Genomic DNA, 16,675 nt, shown 5'->3' with positions numbered 1-16,675 from the left:
AACTATTCAGCGCCTCCCGCCCTTGCACTCTGCGAGTGCGTCGAGGAGCGCGCGGAAGCGCGGATCGTCGCGAATGAGGTCCAGGTCGGGGTCCTGATTGAACCACTGGACATGGTAGCTGGAGCTCTGCGGCACCACGGTTTCCAGCAGTTCCAGCGCACGTTCGCCCTCACCGAGGAGCGAATGGACGCAGGCTGCATTGTACTGCGCGACGATATCGTCCGGATCGATCGCCAGCGCGCGAGAAACCCATTCCTTCGCACGTTCCGCCTCGCCCATATGCGCTAGCGCCAATGCACCGCGATGCGCCGGGCTGGCATTCTCGGGGTTCCGCTCCATTGCGCTTTGCGCTCTTTCGATGCCGATCCGCGCCCAGCGCTGGCGCTCGGTCTCCATACCAAGCGACAGGTAGCAACCCATCAAATGGATCGGCGAAAAGTAGTCGTCCGACCGGATTTCCGCCGCGCGCTCGAAGAATCCGATCGCTTCCCGGAATCGACCCTGCGCGAAGAGGAAACGGCCATAATATAGATTCGCCTCATAGAGCGAAGGGTCGAGCGCCAGAGCCTGGAGAAACTCACGGCTTGCCTCCTCCGTCTGGCCGTCGTGGTTCAATGCGAGCCCGCGCGAGGCATGCGCTTCCGCCAGGTTCGGATCGAGCGCGAGCGCCCTGGCGCTCATGTCGAGTATACTCTCCAGCGGAAACTCCTTTTCGTGCCAGTCCCTGATCGCACATTCGCACTCGGCGATGCCGGCATAGGCACGCGCATAGTTCGGGTCGAGTTCGACGGCCTTCAGGAACATGCGGCGTGCGAGCAGCAGATAGGGCCGGGTCCAGGTATGGGAGAACTGGCGACCGCGGAGATAGTAGGTATAGGCCTCGACCGAGGTCGTCGGATCGCTTTCGATCGCCCTCTTCTCCTCCGGCAGAAGCTTTATCTTGAGCTGGTCGACGATGGCGTGCGTGATCTCGTCCTGAATCGCGAAAATATCCGTTAGATCGCGGTCGTAACGGTCGGCCCAGAGGTGCCCGCCGGTCTGCGCGTCGATCAACTGGCCGGTGATGCGCACGCGCCCGCCCGCCTTGCGCACGCTGCCTTCGAGGATGAAGCGAACGCCGAGTTCATGGGCGATCTGCTTAACCTTCACGGACTTGCCCTTGTAAGTGAAGACGGTGTTGCGGGCGACGACGTGCAGGCGCGAAATCTTCGAAAGATCGGTGATGACGTCCTCTGTGATACCGTCGGAGAAATATTCCTGCTCGGGATCATGGCTCATATTGGTGAAGGGCAGGACGGCGATCGATAATTCGTAACCGCGGTCGACCACGCCGGACGATTCCGCACGCTTGCCGAGCGAATTGTCGCCGAGGGACACCGTATAGACGCGAACGGTCGATGCGATGTTCTTCAGACTGTATTCGCCCTTATCGATGAAGCCGACATCGAGTCTCGAGCCGACATGGTCCCGCACGGAGGCAGAAACCGCGATGCCGGAAGGGTCGGCAAGCCCTTCGAGCCGCGCCGCGACATTGACGCCGTCGCCGAAGATGTCGCCGTCCTCGACGATCACGTCGCCGAGATGGATGCCGATCCTGAGCTCGATGCGCCTGCTCTTCGGCAAGCCCTCGTTGGCGGCGAGCATACCGCGCTGAATGGCGGCGGCACAGGCAACAGCGTTCACCACGCTCGAAAACTCGACGAGCATGCTGTCTCCTGCCAGCTTGACGATTCGGCCTTTATGATCGGCGATCCTGGGCTCCAGCAGCTCGCGGCGGTGGCGCTTCAGCGCCGCGAGCGTGCCGGCCTCATCCGCTCCCATGAGGCGGCTGTAGCCCACGACATCGGCTGCGAGAATGGCGGTGAGACGACGTTCCAACAGAGCCTCGATCTTCATCTTGTGGCCGAGCACGGTAATTTAACCTTTTCCTGTCGTCATGTCGTGCGGAGATAGAGCGACTTGGTGACGACAATAGCGCGGCCCTAGCCCAAGCTGCTGTTTCTCGGGGAACGCCGAGCCGCCGGAGAATCGAGATCCCGCGCGGCACGGCAGTAGTTCAAGGACGCACGAGCACCGTGACCATCATCACGACGATGGCGAAGACGGCAATCTTCCAGAAATCGCGGCGCTGCCTGAGGCCCGGAAAGCCGAGCGGCTTGATGAGCTGGACGCACATGGCCAGCAGCAGGAGAACCGTCAGTGCCTTTGACATTCGTTCATTTCCGGGAAGATCCGCCGCAATGGGAGCGACGCCATACGGACGTCACTTTTCGTCGCATAGAGGGCTATTGTTTTCGCCGTCGATTTGCAATGACCGGTGGTATTGATTTCCATCGGCAGAGCGGCGGTCCTCGTCACGACACGCCGAAGGGCGAACGAATTCCGGGTGGACGATGAGAAATAACCTGCTTCCCGTTGCCGCGCTGCTGCTCGGTACCCTGTTTCTCTTCCTCGGAAACGGCCTGCAGGGCCTGCTCCTGCCGGTGCGCGGCACCGCGGAGGGCTATCCGACAACCATCCTCGGCCTGTTCGGTACGCTCTGGGCCACCGGTTTCGTGCTTGGCTGCTTCTTCGCGCCGAACGTCGTCAAGCGCATAGGGCATGTGCGCGCCTTCAGCGTGTTCACGGCCTTGATCGCCATCGTTTCCCTGCTGACGGGCATTCTGATCGACCCGATCTGGTGGCTGGCGCTCCGCGCAGTCACGGGTTTCTCCACTGCCGGAACGTCGATGATCATCGAAAGCTGGCTGAACGAGCGCGCCACCAATGAGAGCCGCGGCGTGATCTTCTCGCTCTATATCGCCATCACCCTTTTCGGCGTCGTCGGCGGCCAGATGATGATTCCCTTCGGCGAAACGTCGACGACCTTCTTCTTCATGATCTGCGGCATTCTCTACTGCGTGGCCATGCTGCCGACGCTGTTGTCCAGGGCCGCCTCGCCGCAGCCGCTGAAACAGGTCCGCCTCGATCTGCGCGGCCTCTACCGCAATTCGCCGGTTTCCTTCCTCGGCATCCTGCTCATCGGCATTGCCAACGGCGCATTCGGCACGCTCGGCGCGGTCTTCGGCCGCCAGGCGGGGCTGTCGGACAGCACAGTTGCGGCGATGATGAGCGTCGCGATCTTCTCGGGCGCCGTCATGCAACTGCCGGCCGGCCGCATCTCCGACCGTATCGACCGCCGCTATGTGCTTGCCGCGCTCGCCGGGGTCGGCGCTCTCGCCGGCCTCCTGATCTTCCTCGTCGAGCCCGGCCAGGTCTGGATCGTTCTGACGTTGATCGCGATCTACGGCGCGGCCGCCAATGCGCTCTACCCGATCGCGGTTTCCCACGCCAACGACTTCGCCACGCCCGAGGATTTCGTGAAGGTTTCCGGCGGGCTCCTGCTGCTCTACGGCATCGGCACGATCATCGGCCCGACGATCGGCGGGCCGATAATGACCGCCAGCGGGCCTTATGGCCTCTTCATGATCACGGCCTGTGCGCATATGCTGATCACTGCCTATGCAATCGTCCGCAGCCGCCGGCGCGCACCGGTGCCCGCGGCCGAGCGCGAAAACTTCTCGCCGGTCAATGCCGGCACGGCGACGACGCCGGAGAGCCTGCAGCTCTCGCCGCGTGCGGCTCCGCTGGAGGAACTGCCGGACGAAGGCGCCGACGATCCCCAGGAAGAGGAGAGATCGAATGAGCCTGTATGACGAGGACCAGCCGAAAAAGAAGACCGAGCACGAGATCGGCAGCGACCTTTCGCTGCTCTCCGTGGACGAGCTGAACGCGCGCATCGCGCTTCTGACGGAGGAAATTGCAAGGCTCCAAGCGGAGAGGAACCGCAAATCGGCGAGCCGTTCGGCCGCCGAAAGCCTTTTCCGTTGAGCGCGGATGGAATGGTTCCAGCACGTTTAATCCAGAAGAATGCTTGGCCTTTAACCGCAAATTAAGCATTTTCTGCGATTGTCTGAGCATCCGGTCCTTCCGGACTCAGACAATTTCACCGACTGGCGAATGGGTCTGATTTTTCTCCCTGTTTTACCTTGAGAGCCGCTTCGCGCGGCTCTTTTTTTTGCTTTGCGACAGGCGGCCTTCAAAGAAGTGTGGAGATTAACCCTTTCTTAAGAATGCCCTTGCGCGGAATGCGGTATGGGATCATTCTTCGAGCATGGAGGGGCCTCAGGAAACTTTTCCCAGAGCCGCCCGTTACCTGACAGTCGTGATGCGTTGGAACCAGGGAATACAGGCATGTCCGAAAGAGGATTGAATACCGTCAGTTTCGCCGGTCACGCTGCGTCATCGGCGCAGTTCAAGGCGCTCTACGCTGAAGGGATGGGCCTGGTCGAGGAAACGGCAAGCTATCTCGATGGCCCTGGCCGCACCGCCGCCAAGGTGCTGCCCCGCATGGCATCCGTTCTCTATGCTGCCGAGTCCATGCGTCTCACCACCCGGCTGATGCAGATGGCCTCGTGGCTCCTGCTGCAGCGGGCCGTCAACAATGGCGAGATGAGCCGCGAGCAGGTCCTGTCGGAAAAGAGCAAGGTGCGCCTGGACAGCTTCAAAGTCGACCGCAGCGCGCCGGGCTGGAACGATCTGCCGGAGAGCTTCCGCGACCTCATCGAGCGGTCGCTCCGGCTGCAGAACCGGGTCGCACTGCTCGACCGCGAGATTTATCGGCCCCAGGAAGCAACGAGCTTCGTTCCGGACAACCAGAACGGCGTCAAGGCGCAGATCAAGCTGCTGCAGACGGCCTTCGGGGCGAGTTGAGCGAGGCAGGCCCCTGCCCCTGAAATCCAAAGCCCGGCCATATGTGCCGGGTTTTTTTCTGGCGCGGGCGTGAAATGAATGCCTGCGGTTGGATCCTCGGGTCAAGCCCCGGTCAAGCCCGAAGATGACGGAGGAAAAATCGGGGCGCCGTCGCGCGATGTATAGGGCTGGAATGTCCCCGCGCAGGTGTCATCCTCCGGCTTGACCGAGGATCATGCACCGGCGACCCGAACGAGGACCACCTGCCCAAAAGCCGGCAAGATAATGTGGCAGCCAACAAAAAAGCCCGGCACTGCCGGGCTTCGAAACACGCTGTCGAGCGCCTGATATCAGAGGCCGAGGCCTTCGAAGCGCTTTTTGAACTTGGAAACGCGGCCGCCGCGGTCGACGAGCTGCTGGTTGCCGCCGGTCCAGGCCGGATGCGACTTGGGATCGATTTCCAGGTTCATGGTCGCACCTTCCGTACCCCAGGTCGAGCGGGTTTCGTATTCGGTGCCGTCGGTCATGACAACCTTGATCGTGTGGTAGTCGGGATGGATGTCTGCCTTCATAACAATCTTCCTAGAGTTCCAGGGTCCAATTGTCGCAAGGCATTGCGACTTTGGGACCGAACACGTAAATGAAGCCGCAGACCGCTCTTGGGCCGCGGCTTCCCAATTCGATGCCGTGCCTATACATGAAGGTCTGCGGGATAACAAGTGCCGCGCGGAAGACTTGTGATCTCTGCATGGTTCGTCGGATCGGCACCGGTCCTGGACGGCAGCAGATCGCAGTCGCACAGCTCTGGCGCCTCGGCGGCGCACAAGGCTGTGGCCCCGTGACAGGCGAACGGGGGGCTCTGTGCCAAGACAAGAAAAACAAACGCCGGCGCGCAGGTCCATACGCCCGCTCGCAACCGTGCTGCCTTATCTCTCGCGTTACCGCGGCCTCGCGATCGGCGCTGCCGTCTCTCTGACCATTGCAGCGGCCACCACGCTGACCTTGCCGCTGGCCGTTCGCCGGATGATCGATCACGGCTTCTCCAATTCCGATTCCGGCTTCATCAACACCTATTTCTCCATGCTGATGGTGCTTGCAGTGGTCCTCGCCCTTGCCAGTGCCGCCCGCTATTACTTCGTGATCTCGCTCGGCGAGCGCATCGTCGCCGATCTCAGGCGCGACGTCTTCGCACGCGTCATGCAGCTCTCGGCCTCGTTCTTCGACGTCAATCAGTCCGGCGAGATCGTCTCGCGGCTGACGGCCGACGCGACGCAGATCAAGTCGGCGGTGGGTGCGACGGCATCCGTGGCGCTGCGCAACCTGATCCTCTGTCTCGGCGCGATGGGCATGATGGTCTATACGAGCCCGAAGCTTTCGAGCCTCGTGCTTGCGGCCATCCCCCTCATCGTCTTCCCGCTCGTCGGCTTCGGACGCTCGGTACGCCGGCGCTCCCGCGAAGCGCAGGACATGCTCGCAGCTGCCTCCGCCTATGCCGGCGAAGCGATCGCCGCCACCCGCACCGTGCAGGCCTTCAATGGCGAGGAGAGCGCGCGCTCGCGCTACGGCAGCGCGGTGGAGGCGGCCTATCGCGCCGCGCGCGCTGCGACCAGGGCGCGCTCGGTGCTGACCGCCTTTGCCATCACCATGGTCTTCGGAAGCGTCGTCGCCGTGCTCTGGTTCGGTGCACGGGACGTCCTGGCGGGCTCGCTTTCCGCGGGTACGCTCGGTCAGTTCCTGCTCTATTCCGTTTTTGCGGCAGGCAGCCTCGGCGCACTCTCGGAGGTGTGGGGCGAGCTCTCGCAGGCGGCGGGCGCCGCCGAGCGCCTGAACGAGCTGCTGAACGAAGTGCCGGAGATCGAGGCGCCCGAGCATCCGGTCGCAATGCCCGTCCCTGCCACAGGCGCGGTCGAGTTCGAGAACGTCCACTTCGCCTATCCCGCCCGGCCGGACTATAAGAGTCTTAGGGGCTTGAGCTTTGCGGTAAGACCGGGCGAGACGGTGGCCATCGTCGGCCCGTCCGGCGCCGGCAAGAGCACCGTCTTCTCGATGCTCCTGCGCTATTACGACCCGGCGAAGGGCACCATCCGCGTCGACGGTACGGATGTGCGCGCCGTCGATCCCGAGGAGCTGCGGGAGAGGCTTGCGATCGTGCCTCAGGACGTGACCATCTTCGCCACCTCGGTGCACGACAACATCGCCTTCGGCGTGCCGGACGCAAGCCGCGAAGCGGTGCGCGCCGCCGCCGTTGCGGCACAGGCCGACGAGTTCATCGGCAGGCTGGACCGCGGCTACGACACGCTGGTCGGCGAGCGCGGAGTGACCCTTTCGGGCGGCCAGCGCCAGCGCATCGCGATTGCCCGCGCCATCCTCAAAAACGCTCCGATCCTTCTTCTCGACGAGGCGACCTCAGCGCTCGATGCGGAGAGCGAAACGCTGGTGCAAAAGGCGCTCGACGTCCTGATGCAGGAGCGCACGACGCTGGTCATCGCCCATCGGCTCGCCACCGTGCTCAAGGCCGACCGCATCCTGGTGATGGAGCATGGCCGTATCGTCGAGGAAGGCACCCACGAGTCGCTGATCCGCCAGGGCGGGCTCTACGCGAAGCTTGCGCGGCTCCAGTTCGACCACGGCGCCGAAGCACTGTTCGTCGCTTCGCCCGCGCCTATTTCTCCGTGAGCTTGAGCTCGATGCGGCGGTTCTGCGCGCGTGCTTCCTGGCTTTCGCCCGGTGCGATGGGCTGATACTCCCCGAAGCCGGCCGCCACCAGGCGGTCGGCCGGAACGCCCTTCGAGATCAGGAATTTGACGACGGACGTAGCACGGGCGGACGACAGTTCCCAGTTGTCCCGGAAGCGCCCTATCCCCGACAGCTGAACATCGTCCGTGTGGCCGTCCACGCGCAGCACCCAGTTGATCTCCGCCGGAATTTCCTTGGCAAGGTCGAGAAGGGCCGTCGCGAGTTTCGCCATCTCGGTCTGCCCTTCCGGGTTCAGGTCGCTGCCGCCGGACGGAAAGAGCACTTCCGACTGGAAGACGAAACGGTCGCCGACGATGCGGATGTTTTCCCGATCCGAGAGGATCTCCCTCAACCGACCGAAGAAGTCCGAACGGTAGCGGTTGAGCTCCTGGACACGCTGCGCCAAGGCGACGTTCAGCCTGCGGCCGAGATCGGCTATCTTGGCCTGCGAGGCGTCGTCCTTCGCCTCGGATGCCTGGAGTGCACCTTCGATGGCGGCGATCTGGCTGCGAAGCGCTGCGATCTGCTGGTTCAAGAGTTCGATCTGACTCATCGCCCGGGCGCTGACCTGCCGTTCGTTTTCGAGTTCCGAGCCAAGCCGGCCGATCTTTTCGTCTGCGACTTCGGCACTGCCGGCGCCCCGGTCGAGCAAAGCCTGCAGGCGGGACCGCTCGCCTTCCGACTGTGAAAGCGACGCCTGCAGATTGGCGAGCGAATCCTCGAGATCCTGCTTGCCGCTCTTCTCCAGCGCCAGAAGCTGGGTGAGTTCGTTGATCTGGCTGTTCAGCCGGTTCAGCACCTCGTCCTTACCGCTGATCTCCCTGCCGAGCAGGAATTGCGCGGTGACGAAAACGCTGAGCAGGAACATGATCGCCATGAGCAGCGTCGAGAGTGCGTCGACGAAGCCCGGCCAGTAGTTGATCGCCCGCGGTTCGCGGCGTCGGGAAAGCGCCATGATCAATCCCCTCCGCTGTCTTCCATGCGGCTGAGCTTCGCCTGTCCTACGGCCTTCTCGCTTTGCACGGTGATCCGGTCGGCCTGGCCGATGCGCGCCGTCAGCCTGTCGAGCGTCTTGCGCATCGCCTTGGCCTCCTCCTGCTGCGCCTCGATCCAGTCGCGCAGCATCTGTTGCTCGCCGCGCATATTCTTGACGAGGCCCTGGATGCCTTCGGCGAGGCTTGCCATCGCGGCGGTGGTACGCTGGTTCACGCCGCCGTCATGCGTCAGGCGCGTGAGCTGGTCGGTGAGCCGCCGCAGTTCTTCCACCGGAGCGCCGTCGGTCATGTCGCCCGGCGAGGAAAAACCGGAGCTGACGTCGGTTACCGACGAGAGCCAGTTCTCGAGCTCCGTATAGAAGCGATTCTGCGCGCGTCCCGCCTGCAGATCGAGAAAGCCCACGATGAGCGAACCGGAAAGACCGAAGAGCGAGGCGGAGAACGCCGTTCCCATGCCGGTGAGAGGCGCCGAAAGGCCGCCCTTGAGGGAGCTCAGGAGATCGTCCGTGCTGCCGCTTCCCGCATCCAGCGACTGGATGACGGTGTTGATGGAACCGATGGTGCCGAGCAGGCCCCAGAACGTACCGAGAAGGCCGAGGAAAACGAGAAGGCCGGCGAGATAGCGGGTGATGTCACGCGACTCGTCGAGGCGCGCAGCGATGGAATCCAGGATGGACCGGAGCGCGGCCGTCGAGATTACCGTCGTTTGGCGGCCCCCGATGAGAGCCCGCATCGGCGCAAGCAGCACCGGATCGCGCCCGACCTTGTCGGCGCTGCCGGCGGCACGGAAGGAGTTGAACCAGCGAACCTCGGGTCTCAGACTGAGGACATGGTTGAACGCCAGCAGGATACCGATCACGAGCACGCCCAGGATCAGCCCGTTGAGGCCGGGATTGCCGGCGAAGGCCTCGCTTGCCTGGCGGAAGAGGATCGCAGCGACGAAACCGACGATGATCAGGAAAAGGACCATCGTCCAGAAATAGGGCATCGGGCTCGAAAGCTTGTGCGGACCGTAGTCCTCCTCCACGTCTTCGCGATCGCGCCACCCGGACAGATTCAGTTTCGCCATAAGTTCGCCAGTCTCCCGGTTTTGCGGCAGCTTCCGCGCCTGTCCGACGAACAAGAGGGCGGCCGCATCACTCTGAATTGCTGCACCATTCCCGAATCGAGGACGATCGAAGAGCGGTGCTGCCGATGGCCGCAGGCCATCCGTATTGGCCCGGAGACTAGTGGAAGTTTGCGCCGAATTGAAGGGAAAACAAAGGGCACGGCCCTAAAGCGCGTCGCATTCAAATCGAATTCATTGGGCGCGCTTCAGGTTGCTGTTTTATGCATGTCGCCGTCCCGGAAACGTTGCACGGTTCCGGGTGAATTATATTGCCGTTACTTGGACGGAATCGGGCGCTGGATCACCTCGCGAAGCGCCTTCGCGATATGCTCGTTGCCGCAGACGATCGAACCCGCTTCCAGCGGTTTGCCGCCGCCTTCGGCATCGGTGGACCACCCACCCGCTTCGCGGATGAGCAAGAGGCCGGCAGCCATGTCCCAGGCGGCAAGGTCCCGTTCCCAGAAGCCGTCGAAGCGACCAGCCGCAACATAAGCGAGGTCGAGCGAGGCGGAGCCCATGCGGCGAATGCCGGCGACTTCACCCATGACGTGGCGCAGCTCGACCAGATACTTGCCGTGATTGCCGCGGCCGAGATGCGGCGTGCCGGTCCCGATCACGGCATCGGAGAGGGCCTTGCGCGCACCGACGCGCAGGCGGCGGTCGTTCAGGAAGGCGCCGCCGCCTCGCTCGGCGGTGTAGAGCTCGTCCGTCGCCGGGTTGAAGACGACCGCGCCGACGATCTCGCCCTGGCGCTCGAGCGCGACAGAGATGGCGAAATGCGGGATGCCGTGAAGGAAATTGGTGGTGCCGTCGAGCGGATCGACGATCCAGCGGTGGGCGCCGTCCGTCCCCTTGATCTCCTCGCCCTCCTCGCCGAGGAAGCCGTAGGTCGGGCGGGCCTTCATGAGCTCCTCACGGATGATCCGCTCGGCCTTGCGGTCCGCCTGCGAAACGTAGTCGGCCGGGCCTTTCAAGGAAACCTGCAGGTTCTGTACTTCGCCGAAATCGCGTGCCAGCGACTTGCCGGCCTTGAAGACGGCCTGGACCATGACATTGAGAAGGGCGGAGCGGGCCATACGGCAATTCCTCTAGCGAAGGCCGGCCGAGACCGCTCGACCGGACATTGAACCTGTCTGACAGTCCGCATGCGGGCCGCAGCTCGAAGCGCGGGCAAGGGAACCGTCGTCAAAAAACCGAGTGAGACGTCACTCCGTCCGCGGCGGCACAGGGATGGAAGGCCACGGACAAAACCGGGGCTTCAAGACCACAAAAACCCCGGAAGTTCAAGCGAAATAGATCGGGTCCGCCGACGCATGTCAGGTCGAGCGATACTTGTTTGCCGCCGTCAGCGCCGATTTCTGCTGCGTTTCGTTGAGGCCGAGATAGAAATCCTCGAGCGCATCGTCCTTGAGGCCGGCCCGGCGCGAGAGCACGTACCACTTTGCCGCCTCCACCGGGTTCGGACGGGTTCCGATGGCATTGACATAGAGATGGGAGAGCCGGTTCTGGGCGACGACGTTGCCGCTTTCGGCGGCGCGTTTCATCCAGGCAAACCCCTCTTCGAGATTGCGGTCGCCGGCGATCCCCTCGATCAGCCAGATGGCAATGTCGAGCTGCGCGGTGTCATAGCCGGCCCGCGCCGCCCTGAGCAGCCACTCGCGCGCACGGGCCCGCTTGCTCTCCTCGATGCCGTCGACATTGAGATAGATCTGCGAGAGCGCATACTGCGCATCCGCAATGCCCTGTTCGGCGGATTTCTCGTAATAGGGCATCGCCGCCTTCAGCCCCCGCTCGCCCGGCATGTCGGCCACGAGCGTTTGCCCGTAGTTGAACTGGGCCGAGGCGTTGCCGAGATCGGCAGCCTTCTTCATCAGTTCGTCGGCCCTCTCCCGGTCGCGCTTGACGTAGCGGCCCTCCATCAGGATCAGCGCATATTTGAACATGGCGGCCGGGTCGCCATTGTTCGCCGCCTGGCCGTACCAGAAGGCGGCGGCCTTGGCGTCGCGTGCAACGCCAAGGCCCTGTTCCAGGATCGCGGCGACGAGCGTCTGGGCGGCGGGATCGCCGAGCTGGGCCCGCGGCAAGGCAAGGTCCATCGCCGTCAGGTAGTAACCCCGCTGGAAGGCGCCATAGGCTTCGTCGATCTTGCCGGTGAAGGGCTTTTCCTCGGGCAGAGCCGGCAATTCGGCTCCCATGCGATCGAACACGGTGACGCCCTTCGAAGGCGCGCTGCCGTCGCTGGCCTTCGGCTTTTCCGGACCGGCCGCTGCCGGTTTGCGCTCCGTATCCTCCGGCAGTACCGCGCCGTTGAAAGGCGTGATCCGCCCGCGCTTCGGCGCGCTGCCCTCGTCGGCCGGCGCAGGCGCGACCGGTTGCTGAGCCGCTGCCGGCGCGACTGCAAGAAGCATCGCGGCGGCAAGGGCTGCGGGCCGGCTGGATTTCAGGAGAGAGCGGATTACCATCGGCAGGTCTTAACCTTCAAACCGTGGCGCTTTTTCGTCAAGCAATGCGTTGACGGCCGCAACCACCGACGGTGCCTGACCGGCCTCACCAAAGACGGCAAGGCGGAGCGCCACGAACTCGGCACCGGTTTCAGCGACCGCAAGCGCGGATTGCGGATCCGTGCCGCCCATGACGATGCAGGGAATTTCGATCATCGACGCCCACCATTCGGCGAGTGCCAGGTTCTTCGGATGCGCCTCCGGCTTTATGTCGCCATCCGTGCGGCCGAAGAAAACGTAATCGGGCCGCAGCTCGCCGATCTCGAGCGCATGGTGACGGTCGGTGGCGTTGCCGCCGCCGACGATCAGCTTCGGCGCGTGCCGCTCGATCGCATCGGCCAGCGCATCCGGACCGCCGGCGATGTGGAGACCGTCCGCCTTCGCCCGTCCGGCGACCCGTGTGTCGCCCTCTATCAAGGCCGCGGCGCCGGCCTGCTGGATCACCGGCACGAGCGCTTCCGCATGCTTCTGGAAATCCGCATCGCTGAGCGCGTATTGCGGCACGATCACCGACGCTACGTCGCCGCCCTTCAGCGCCTCGCCGACGAGCCTCGCGCGTTCCGCGCTATCTGCGATATCCGGAACGACCAGCACGAGGCGGCAGCGGTCTTCAATGTTGCTCATGGGTCAATCCTGGCGATCTCGCTTCGGGCCGGAAGCCGGCACTCGATTTCATTCGGGAAAACCGATAGACGGAGATGACAAAAGGATCAACCGCCGCCAATGCTTCCCGACATCGACTTCTATCTCGTTGCCGTTCCGGCCGTCCTGCTCGTTGGCCTGTCCAAGGGGGGCATGGGCGAGGCCCTGTCTCTGATGGGCGTCCCGATCCTGTCCATGGTCGTTTCGCCCGTACAGGCCGCGGCGCTGCTGCTGCCGATCCTCATCGCCATGGACATCGTTTCCCTTTGGATCTGGCGCAAGCACGGGGATCGGCAAACCCTTGTGATGCTCCTCCCGGGCGCGCTTGCCGGCATCGCCATCGGCTGGGCCACGTCCGCCTATGTGCCCCGCGACGCGCTGAGGCTGATCATCGGGCTCATCACCGTGGTCTTCGTACTGCGCTATGTCTACACCCTGTGGCGCAGCCGCAATGGCGCGCCCATCCAGCCGAAGCCGCAGCGCGCCGGTCCGGCAGCACTCTGGGGCTCCTTCGCCGGGTACGGCAGCTTCGTCGCCCATGCCGGCGGTCCGCCCTTCCAGATATACGCACTGCCGCTGAAGCTCGCGCCGCGCGAATATACCGGCACCATCGTGCGCTTCTTCGCAATCCTCAATGCGGTGAAGCTCATCCCCTATTTCGCCCTCGGCCAACTCGATTTCAGCAATCTCAAAACCTCGGCAACGCTCTTCCCGCTGGCCATGGTTGCGACCGCCTGCGGCGCCTGGATCGTCCGGCGGATGAAGCCGCAGGTCTTTTATCCCTTCATGTACACGATGGCCTTCCTTGCCGGCTCGAAGCTCGTATGGGATGGGCTCCGGAGCATCATATCGGGAGGAGTGTAGCCGATGCTGCGGCGCGAAGGGCAATTCCGCACCGCACAATTTTCCTTGCCGCTCCGGGGGAATTCGCCTAACGTCCGCTCATGACGATCGCGGACCCATTCGATGCCATTGCGGATCCGAACCGGCGCCATCTGCTGGAGGAACTCAGGCGCGCGCCAAGGACCGTCAACGAGCTCGCCGAAGGTCTGCCGATCAGCCGGCCCGCCGTCTCCCAGCATCTCAAGGCCCTGCTCGACTGCAACCTGGTATCGGTATCGACCAGCGGCACACGGCGGATCTACGCGATCAACAGGCCGGGCTTCGACCGGCTCAACCTGTGGCTGGACCAATTCTGGTCCTGATGCACTCCGCTCGGCCGTGCAAAGCCGACCGGACCTTGGCCCGGTCAAGCAATGCAATCTATCTTTTCGGGATTGTTTTGACCCTATCGTCGCATCGCCTCTGCAGCTCCGCGCGGCGATGCGTCCCGATGCAATCGGGAATACCGTTCACGCTCAGTGCGTCGAGGAACGGAGTCTTTCGATTTCGTCCTTGATGCGCAGCTTCCGTCGCTTGAGTTCGCTGATCAGTTCGTCCTCGCAGGACGGAGAGTTCAGAGCCTCGTGTAGCTCCTCTTCAAGGACGCCATGTTTTTTCTCAAGCGTTGCAAGATGAGCCTCAATGGTCATTGGCAGTCCCTTCCCTTTAGCTTGCATCCGGCACGCAAATGCCGGATGTTCCATGGTTGAAACCTTTTTACTGTGCCATGCCATTTTTCATTTGTCGAAGGCGAAATGATGACGCCGGGTAACTTCCCGTCGCTAACCAAGATGTGGTAGAGCGACGCAGGAATTTCCGGATCGCGGATCGGCGAAGCCGGGCTTATGGGGATCGCTTTGCAATGCCGGACCAGGACCAGGCCGAACTCAGACTGACTATCGCGCGCCTGAGGCAGGAACACGAAGACTACGACGCGGCAATCAACGCGATGATCCAGACGGGCTGCGACGCCTTGCGCGTCCAGCGCATGAAAAAGAAGAAGCTGGCCATCAAGGACAAGATCACCAAGATCGAAGACCAGATCATTCCCGACATCATCGCCTGAAATGGACCGAGACGTGACCGATACTACGCCCCCGCCCGTTGCCATCATCATGGGAAGCCAGTCGGACTGGGAGACGATGAAGAACGCGGCAGACACGCTCGAGGCGCTCGACATCGCCTACGAAGCCCGGATCGTTTCCGCCCATCGCACGCCCGACCGCCTGGTCCGCTTCGCCAAGGGCGCGCGCGACGAGGGGTTCCAGGTGATCATCGCCGGCGCAGGCGGTGCTGCGCATCTTCCCGGCATGTGCGCGGCCATGACGCCGCTTCCGGTCTTCGGCGTTCCGGTCCAGTCGAAAGCGCTTTCCGGCCAGGACAGCCTGCTGTCGATCGTGCAGATGCCGGCCGGCATTCCGGTCGGCACGCTTGCGATCGGCAAGGCGGGGGCCATCAATGCGGCACTTCTGGCCGCCGCCGTGCTCGCGCTCGGTGACGAGGATCTTGCCGACCGTCTCGACGACTGGCGCGAACAGCAGACCGTATCGGTCGCGGAATATCCGGTAGACGAGGCATGAAGACCATCGGCATCATCGGTGGCGGCCAGCTTGGCCGCATGCTGGCCATGGCCGCTGCCCGCCTGAACTTCCGCACCGTGGTGCTCGAGCCGCAGCCGGACTGTCCGGCGGCGCAGGTGGCGAACGACCAGATCGTCGCCGCCTATGACGATCCGCGCGCGCTGGACGAGCTTGCGCGGGTGGCGGATCTCATCACTTACGAATTCGAGAACGTCCCGGTCTCGGCCGCCGAGCAACTCGCCCGTTCGCGGCCGGTCTTTCCGCCGCCGAAGGCGCTGGAAGTGGCACAGGACCGTCTCGCCGAGAAGCGCTTCATCAACGGCTGTGGCATCGCCACCGCCGGATTCCAACCCGTCGACAGCCAGGCCGACCTCGAGGCCGCCCTTGCGGAATTCGGCGGCGCCGGCGTGCTCAAGACCCGCCGGCTCGGCTACGACGGCAAGGGCCAGCGCGTCTTTCGTTCCGCTACCGACGATCCGGCCGGCGCCTATGTCGCGCTCGGACAGGTACCGCTGATCCTCGAAAGCTTCGTGCCGTTCGACCGGGAGATCTCGGTCATCGCCGCACGCGCGGCCGACGGCACGACCGCCTGTTTCGATCCTGCCGAGAATGTGCATCGCAACGGCATTCTCCACACCTCGACCGTGCCCGCATCCGTCGGTCCGTCAGCCACGGAGGCCGCCCGCAAGGCGGCAACCGCCATCCTCGACGCGCTCGGCTATGTCGGCGTCATCGGTGTCGAGTTCTTCGTTCTGGCCGACGGCGGCGTCGTCGCAAACGAGATCGCGCCGCGCGTACACAATTCCGGCCATTGGACGGAGGCCGCCTGCGTCGTTTCGCAGTTCGAGCAGCATATCCGCGCGATTGCAGGCCTGCCCCTCGGCGACCCGTCGCGCCATTCGGATTGCGTGATGCAGAACCTGGTCGGCGACGACATCGCCCGCGTTCCGGACTTGCTTGCCGAGCGCAATGTGTTCCTTCATCTCTACGGCAAGGCCGAGGCGCGGCCCGGCCGCAAAATGGGGCACTTCACCCGCCTGCTCTGACGGGGACGCCACGGAAGGCGGGGACAGGCGGCAAAATCCCCGGCACGCGGTTGACACGATTGGGTCGACACGGTATGTGCCTGCCTACTTGAACAGCGCGCTGAACGGCGCGCTTTTGATTGTTGGAATTACCGGGCGAATTTTCGTTCCCCGAAACCTGCGGATCAGGAAAAATGAAGATCAAGAATTCGCTCAAGTCCCTGAAGACCCGTCACCGCGAAAACCGCCTGGTTCGTCGCAAGGGCCGCGTCTACATCATCAACAAGCTGAACCCGCGCTTCAAGGCACGCCAGGGCTGATGCTTGCTGCAGGCCGTGCCTGCAGCGCCGCGCGTCTTGGCGGATGCGCAAAGATCGTACCACTTGGGTGACTGCACGTTTCCCGAAGCGGGAGCGACCCGAGGAAAACTGGAACACGGCGGCTTGCTCGCCGATTTCCCAAAATTGATTTGATC

General features: G+C 63.5%; 19 protein-coding genes. 10 read left to right on the top strand and 9 right to left on the bottom strand.

Going from position 1 to position 16,675, the window contains the following annotated elements; translation table 11 throughout:
- Window positions 1–6: 6 nt before the first annotated feature.
- Together JOH52_RS09050 and JOH52_RS09045 are read right to left on the bottom strand one after the other, a co-directional pair.
- Window positions 7–1,911, bottom strand: a complete 1,905-nt coding sequence (locus tag JOH52_RS09050; RefSeq protein WP_010970181.1) for a TPR end-of-group domain-containing protein — start codon at window positions 1,909–1,911, stop codon at window positions 7–9.
- Between the two features lie 145 nt (window positions 1,912–2,056).
- Complete coding sequence (locus tag JOH52_RS09045; protein ID WP_003536010.1) at window positions 2,057–2,212, bottom strand: hypothetical protein; 156 nt, start codon at window positions 2,210–2,212, stop codon at window positions 2,057–2,059.
- A gap of 181 nt (window positions 2,213–2,393) precedes the next feature.
- Here JOH52_RS09045 and JOH52_RS09040 point away from each other — a divergent pair, with 181 nt between their 5' ends.
- The 3 genes from JOH52_RS09040 (at window position 2,394) to rcdA (ending at window position 4,752) form a co-directional block, all read left to right on the top strand.
- Complete coding sequence (locus JOH52_RS09040) at window positions 2,394–3,695, top strand: MFS transporter (RefSeq protein WP_003536011.1); 1,302 nt, start codon at window positions 2,394–2,396, stop codon at window positions 3,693–3,695.
- A complete protein-coding gene (locus tag JOH52_RS09035; protein WP_014529895.1) occupies window positions 3,682–3,870 on the top strand; it encodes a DUF1192 domain-containing protein in 189 nt (62 codons plus the stop codon). Before JOH52_RS09040 ends, JOH52_RS09035 begins: the two co-directional genes overlap by 14 nt.
- Window positions 3,871–4,233: 363 nt before the next feature.
- Window positions 4,234–4,752: a protease adaptor protein RcdA gene (gene rcdA, locus JOH52_RS09030; RefSeq protein WP_107010533.1), complete on the top strand. Its 519-nt coding sequence runs from the start codon at window positions 4,234–4,236 to the stop codon at window positions 4,750–4,752.
- 329 nt (window positions 4,753–5,081) lie between these two features.
- On the opposite strand, the gene rpmE is transcribed toward rcdA, so the two are convergent.
- On the bottom strand, window positions 5,082–5,303 hold the full coding sequence (gene rpmE / locus JOH52_RS09025; protein WP_010970183.1) for a 50S ribosomal protein L31: 222 nt from the start codon (window positions 5,301–5,303) through the stop codon (window positions 5,082–5,084).
- A gap of 289 nt (window positions 5,304–5,592) precedes the next feature.
- Here rpmE and JOH52_RS09020 point away from each other — a divergent pair, with 289 nt between their 5' ends.
- Entirely contained in the window at window positions 5,593–7,407 is a 1,815-nt protein-coding gene (locus JOH52_RS09020; protein ID WP_013844844.1) for an ABC transporter ATP-binding protein/permease, read from the top strand.
- On the opposite strand, the gene JOH52_RS09015 is transcribed toward JOH52_RS09020, so the two are convergent.
- From JOH52_RS09015 to JOH52_RS08995, 5 genes are all read right to left on the bottom strand, one after another.
- Window positions 7,394–8,422, bottom strand: a complete 1,029-nt coding sequence (locus JOH52_RS09015; RefSeq protein WP_003536016.1) for a peptidoglycan -binding protein — start codon at window positions 8,420–8,422, stop codon at window positions 7,394–7,396. The two genes, JOH52_RS09020 and JOH52_RS09015, sit on opposite strands and share 14 nt — an antisense overlap.
- A gap of 2 nt (window positions 8,423–8,424) precedes the next feature.
- Entirely contained in the window at window positions 8,425–9,531 is a 1,107-nt protein-coding gene (locus tag JOH52_RS09010) for a MotA/TolQ/ExbB proton channel family protein (protein ID WP_017267150.1), read from the bottom strand.
- Between the two features lie 314 nt (window positions 9,532–9,845).
- The gene (locus JOH52_RS09005) at window positions 9,846–10,646 is read right to left on the bottom strand and encodes an inositol monophosphatase family protein (protein ID WP_003536018.1); all 801 of its coding nucleotides are present in this window, start codon (window positions 10,644–10,646) and stop codon (window positions 9,846–9,848) included.
- 240 nt (window positions 10,647–10,886) lie between these two features.
- Window positions 10,887–12,032 carry a tetratricopeptide repeat protein gene (locus tag JOH52_RS09000; protein ID WP_010970186.1) on the bottom strand — a complete coding sequence of 382 codons (1,146 nt, stop codon included), beginning with the start codon at window positions 12,030–12,032 and terminating at the stop codon, window positions 10,887–10,889.
- A gap of 9 nt (window positions 12,033–12,041) precedes the next feature.
- Window positions 12,042–12,695, bottom strand: coding sequence for a thiamine phosphate synthase (locus tag JOH52_RS08995; RefSeq protein ID WP_010970187.1), 654 nt, complete (start codon window positions 12,693–12,695; stop codon window positions 12,042–12,044).
- Between the two features lie 99 nt (window positions 12,696–12,794).
- On the opposite strand from JOH52_RS08995, the gene JOH52_RS08990 reads away from it, so the two are divergent.
- Window positions 12,795–13,577 carry a sulfite exporter TauE/SafE family protein gene (locus JOH52_RS08990; protein WP_010970188.1) on the top strand — a complete coding sequence of 261 codons (783 nt, stop codon included), beginning with the start codon at window positions 12,795–12,797 and terminating at the stop codon, window positions 13,575–13,577.
- 80 nt (window positions 13,578–13,657) lie between these two features.
- The gene (locus JOH52_RS08985) at window positions 13,658–13,918 is read left to right on the top strand and encodes an ArsR/SmtB family transcription factor (protein WP_003536024.1); all 261 of its coding nucleotides are present in this window, start codon (window positions 13,658–13,660) and stop codon (window positions 13,916–13,918) included.
- Between the two features lie 153 nt (window positions 13,919–14,071).
- Here the strand turns inward: JOH52_RS08985 and JOH52_RS08980 are convergent, their stop codons facing one another.
- The gene (locus JOH52_RS08980) at window positions 14,072–14,245 is read right to left on the bottom strand and encodes a YdcH family protein (RefSeq protein ID WP_003536026.1); all 174 of its coding nucleotides are present in this window, start codon (window positions 14,243–14,245) and stop codon (window positions 14,072–14,074) included.
- 212 nt (window positions 14,246–14,457) lie between these two features.
- Between JOH52_RS08980 and JOH52_RS08975 the strand changes: the two genes are divergently transcribed.
- The 4 genes from JOH52_RS08975 (at window position 14,458) to ykgO (ending at window position 16,520) form a co-directional block, all read left to right on the top strand.
- Complete coding sequence (locus JOH52_RS08975; protein WP_003536028.1) at window positions 14,458–14,661, top strand: YdcH family protein; 204 nt, start codon at window positions 14,458–14,460, stop codon at window positions 14,659–14,661.
- Window position 14,662: 1 nt separating this feature from the next.
- A complete protein-coding gene (purE, locus tag JOH52_RS08970; protein WP_003536030.1) occupies window positions 14,663–15,175 on the top strand; it encodes a 5-(carboxyamino)imidazole ribonucleotide mutase in 513 nt (170 codons plus the stop codon).
- On the top strand, window positions 15,172–16,221 hold the full coding sequence (locus tag JOH52_RS08965) for a 5-(carboxyamino)imidazole ribonucleotide synthase (RefSeq protein WP_010970190.1): 1,050 nt from the start codon (window positions 15,172–15,174) through the stop codon (window positions 16,219–16,221). The genes purE and JOH52_RS08965 overlap by 4 nt, the downstream gene beginning before the upstream one ends.
- Before the next feature lie 173 nt (window positions 16,222–16,394).
- Window positions 16,395–16,520, top strand: coding sequence for a type B 50S ribosomal protein L36 (ykgO, locus tag JOH52_RS08960; protein WP_010970191.1), 126 nt, complete (start codon window positions 16,395–16,397; stop codon window positions 16,518–16,520).
- Window positions 16,521–16,675 lie beyond the last annotated feature (155 nt).

It is taken from the genome of Sinorhizobium meliloti (genome assembly GCF_017876815.1).
Lineage (GTDB): Bacteria > Pseudomonadota > Alphaproteobacteria > Rhizobiales > Rhizobiaceae > Sinorhizobium > Sinorhizobium meliloti.
Note: the sequence above shows the minus strand (reverse complement) of the source record. Positions and strands in the feature narration are given on the sequence as shown.